The 4,072-nt window shown below is 65.6% G+C and carries 5 protein-coding genes; 2 read left to right on the top strand and 3 right to left on the bottom strand.

Annotated features, from left to right (window positions below; all coding sequences use genetic code 11):
- The 3 genes from ACSLE4_RS09655 to ACSLE4_RS09645 form a co-directional block, all read right to left on the bottom strand.
- The coding region (locus ACSLE4_RS09655; RefSeq protein WP_435904245.1) for a helix-turn-helix domain-containing protein at positions 1–127 on the bottom strand (127 nt) is incomplete at its 3' end.
- 90 nt (positions 128–217) lie between these two features.
- Positions 218–547, bottom strand: coding sequence for a DMT family transporter (locus tag ACSLE4_RS09650; RefSeq protein ID WP_435904244.1), 330 nt, complete (start codon positions 545–547; stop codon positions 218–220).
- A 33-nt stretch (positions 548–580) separates the two neighbouring features.
- Positions 581–1,777, bottom strand: a complete 1,197-nt coding sequence (locus ACSLE4_RS09645) for an amidase (RefSeq protein WP_435904243.1) — start codon at positions 1,775–1,777, stop codon at positions 581–583.
- An 86-nt stretch (positions 1,778–1,863) separates the two neighbouring features.
- Between ACSLE4_RS09645 and ACSLE4_RS09640 the strand changes: the two genes are divergently transcribed.
- Together ACSLE4_RS09640 and dapF are read left to right on the top strand one after the other, a co-directional pair.
- Entirely contained in the window at positions 1,864–3,054 is a 1,191-nt protein-coding gene (locus ACSLE4_RS09640; RefSeq protein ID WP_435904242.1) for an MFS transporter, read from the top strand.
- A gap of 53 nt (positions 3,055–3,107) precedes the next feature.
- A complete protein-coding gene (dapF, locus tag ACSLE4_RS09635) occupies positions 3,108–3,974 on the top strand; it encodes a diaminopimelate epimerase (RefSeq protein WP_435904241.1) in 867 nt (288 codons plus the stop codon).
- The last annotated feature ends 98 nt before the right edge of the window (positions 3,975–4,072 follow it).

The following is a 4,072-nucleotide window of genomic DNA, read 5'->3' as shown; positions in this document are numbered from 1 at the left end:
GCTGCTGCCAGCGGATCGCACTCGACGCGCTGACGCCGAACCGCTCGGCTGCCTGGCGGCACGACATACCCTGGGCAGTGGCATCGACGACCCGGCGGCGAAGATCAGTGGAAAGGGCTTTGGCCATGCATGCTGGCCTCCTTTGCCAGCATGCAGCTTGAATCAGACTCGACGAACCTTGGGAATCCCCAATGATTCAATCAGCCCGGAAAATGCTCTAGTGTGGCAGGACGCGCGAAAAAACGTTCACCACCACGACTCCGCTCACGATAAGGGCCAGCCCGATGAATGCCGGCAGGTCCAGCGGTTCCTTGAACCAAAGCCAGCCGATCGCGGCAATCAAGACAATGCCGAGGCCGGCCCACATGGCGTAGGCGAGGCCTACGGGAATCGTCCGCAGGCTGAGAGCGAGAAGCAGGAGGGACACCGCGTAGGCAAACACGCATACCAAGCTCGGAAGGAGCCGGGTGAAGGAATCGGACGCTTTCAAAGCCGAGGTTCCGATCACCTCGAAGGCGATCGCGAAGGTCAGATAGAGGTAGGGCAAAGCGGTCACAAACGGTCTCCGTGGTTTGAAGAGTCAGGTGAGAGAGCCCAGCTTCACTGCCAAATCAAGCAAAGCCTCATCGCCGCCTTCCCAGGCGACGAAAGAAAGCCCCACGGGCAGGCCCGATGTTCCGTCTATGGGAATCGAGATTTGCGGCAGGCCGGCAAGGCCGGCCAAACACGTGCTCTGCAGGGTCACGGTGCGGAACTCCGCGAAGGACGCGCCGTCGGGGATGTCGCGCTCCGGCGGCAGCGTCGGCGTCGTGGGCAGGACAATGGCCGTGCCCGGCTGCACGATGGTGCGCAGGTGCTCCGCCACCGTGGCCCGGACCTTCCGCGCCGCCTCCACCGCGGCGAAGGTGATGTGGGAGGCGATCTCGAAGCGCTCCTTGATGCCCGGACCGAGCTCCACGTTGTGAGATTGGACGAAGGGCAGCAGCGTGGACTGGATCTCGAAGCCTTGGATGGTGGCGAAAGCCTTGCGCCATGCCTCGATCGTTTCCCCGGCGATGTCCGCCTGCAGGGGCTTTGGGATCACGCCCGCGAGCTTGTCGAGCATTTGCCACAGGGCCTGGTCTTCGCTCGCCTCGGAGTAGTCGACGATGTCCTGGGCAAGCACGAGCCGTTTGATCGGGGCGTCGACGCACGTGCCTTGCAGCAGCACATGGCCGACCTTTCGGAAGAGCTCCGGGTCGCGCGCCAGGAAGCCGATCGTGTCGAAGCTTGGCGCCATGGCGGTCGCGCCGGTGGCGTCGATGCGGCCATGGGTGGGTCGTAGGCCATAGAGCCCACAGAACGACGCCGGCACGCGAATCGAGCCGCCGGTGTCGGAGCCCAGCGCGAAATCGCAGATCGTGGCGGCCACGGCCGCCGCCGAACCGCAAGACGAGCCGCCGGTCACGTAGCGCCCGGCGCGCGGGTTCACCGGTTGGCCGTAGTGTGCGTTGCTGCCGAGCACGCTGTAGAAGAACTCATCGCAGATGGTGATGCCGGTCAACGAGGCACCCGCCTCCAGCAATCGGGTGATAACGGGCGCCGTTGTGCTCGCGGGCGCCGCATGTTCGTAGAAATCCGGATTGCCGTTCGAGACCTTCCGTCCCTCGATCGCGAAAAGATCCTTCACCATGAAGCTGAGCCCTGCAAGTGGACCGCTGTCCGCGCCGGGAAGCGGTTCCTCGAGCGTATGCGGGACCAGCGCATGGACCGGATCGTTACCCGGAACGGCAATCATGAAGGGCTCCTTCGCAAGGGATGCGACGCCAGGAGAGAACGCCATATAAGTGAATTCTTCGCAACGCCTCGAACCCCGCTGGGCCCTTGAGTTCCAAGACCACATCCCCTGCGCACTTGCCGAGAACGGTCTGGGCGCTCGGTTTCACCTCGTTGTTCATGGATGTCTCCTCGGAGCTGATCCATGGGCTGTTGCCGCTGTTTTTGGTGGTCAGCCTGGGCGCCAGCGCCGCGGTGCTCGGCCTGGTAGAGGGCATCGCCGAGGCAGCCGCCCAAATCGCGCGAGTGTTCTCGGGCTGGCTGTCCGACACGCTCCAGCGGCGGAAAGCTCTGGCCGTGGCGGGCTATGGGCTTGCCGCGATCACCAAGCCGCTGTTCCCGATAGCGAGCGCCGTGTGGGTCGTAGCCGCAGCGCGGTTCCTCGACCGTATCGGCAAGGGCGTCCGCGGGGCGCCACGTGACGCGCTTGTCGCCGACGTGACGCCGCCTGCGCAACGGGGCGCGGCGTTCGGCTTGCGGCAGTCGCTCGACACGGTGGGCGCGACGGTCGGTCCGCTGCTCGCGATTGGGCTCATGGTGCTCCTCAACGACGATATCCGCGCCGTGCTGTGGTTCGCGGTCATCCCGGCGGTGATCTCCGTCGTCATCCTCATGGTCTTCGTGAAGGAGCCGGCGGCGACGGCGAAAGAAAAGCGCGTGCCGATCAAGCTGCACGAGGTGGGCGCGCTCGGGCGCTTCTATTGGTTCGTGGTGGCGGCCGGAGCGGTGTTCACGCTTGCCCGGTTCTCGGAGGCCTTCCTCGTCATCCGCGCCTACGACCTCGGGCTGGCTCTGGCGCTCGCGCCTGCGGTGATCGCCGTCATGAGCGTCCTGTTCGCGATCAGTGCCTATCCAGCGGGGCGGCTTCAGGATCGCTTCGGGGCCAAACCGTTGCTGGTCGCGGGGCTGGCTGTGCTGATCGCGGCCGACGTCCTGCTGGCCTTCGGCGAGGGGCTTGCCGCCGTCTTCCTTGGCATCGGCCTATGGGGGCTCCATATGGGGCTTACCCAAGGCGTGCTGTCGGCGCTTGTGGCGGATGCCGCGCCGGCGCGCTTGCGCGGGACGGCCTTTGGGCTGTTCGGCTTGGTCACCGGCCTCGCCACGCTGCTGGCGAGCGTAGCCGCCGGGATTTTGTGGGACGCCGTCTCCCCCGAAGCGACGTTCCTGACCGGCGCGGGGTTTGCCGCCCTGGCGCTGCTTGGCTTCTTGGGCATTCGAGGCCGAAAGCAGGCGGCCTAGGGCTTTCCGGCCGCCTGGGTGCTATAGAGGCGGCAGGTTTTCGGATTCTGGACATGGACGCGAACACTCTCCACTTCCGCAAGATGAACGGGCTCGGCAACGACTTCGTCGTGGTCGATGCGCGGACGGGCACGCTCGCGCTTGGCGCGGACGCGGTGCGCGCCATCGCCGACCGCAAGGAAGGCATAGGCTGCGACCAGCTCATCGTGCTCGAGCCGTCGGAGGCTGCCGATGTGTTCATGCGGATCTGGAACGCCGACGGCGGCGAAGTGGCGGCCTGCGGTAACGCGGCGCGCTGCGTCGCGGCAGTCGTCGCCCAAGAACAGGGACGCGCCGACGTTACCATCGAGACCGAGGATCAGGTGCTCGGCGCGCATGTGGGCGCGGACGGTCAGGTCACCATCGATATGGGCGTGCCGCGCCTTCGCTGGGACGAAATTCCCCTAGCGGAGGAGTTCCACGACACGCGCCGTATCGAGCTCCAGGCGGGACCGATCGATGCACCCGTGCTGCACTCGCCCGCCGTGGTCAATGTGGGCAACCCGCACGCCGTCTTCTTCGTGGAAAAGGCGGACGCCATCGATCTCGGGCCTATCGGGGCCATGCTGGAGCATCATCCGCTGTTCCCGGAGCGCGCAAATATCTCCGTGGTTCAGGTGCTTAGCCCGGATCATATAAAGGTGCGGACCTGGGAACGGGGCGCGGGGCTGACGCAAGCTTGCGGCACCGCCGCCTGCGCCTCGGCCGTTGCGGCCATACGCCGCGAACTCACCGGGCGCACGGTCAAGACAACCCTGCCCGGCGGCGATCTGGTCATCGAGTGGCGCGAGGCGGACGGTCATGTGCTGATGACCGGGCCGTTCGCGCTCGATTTCGAGGGAACGCTCCCGGCGGAACTTTTGACGCCCGCAGGGGTCTGACTCCTTTCGGGATTTCATGCTAGAAGCCGCCAAATGTCCGATCTTGAGATCATCACCTTCGGCTGCAGGCTGAACGCCTACGAATCCGAAGTCATGCG

Source organism: Methyloceanibacter sp., from assembly GCF_051306395.1.
In the GTDB taxonomy this organism is placed as follows: Bacteria; Pseudomonadota; Alphaproteobacteria; order Rhizobiales; family Methyloligellaceae; genus Methyloceanibacter.
This window is presented reverse-complemented; position numbering and strand designations above follow the sequence as displayed.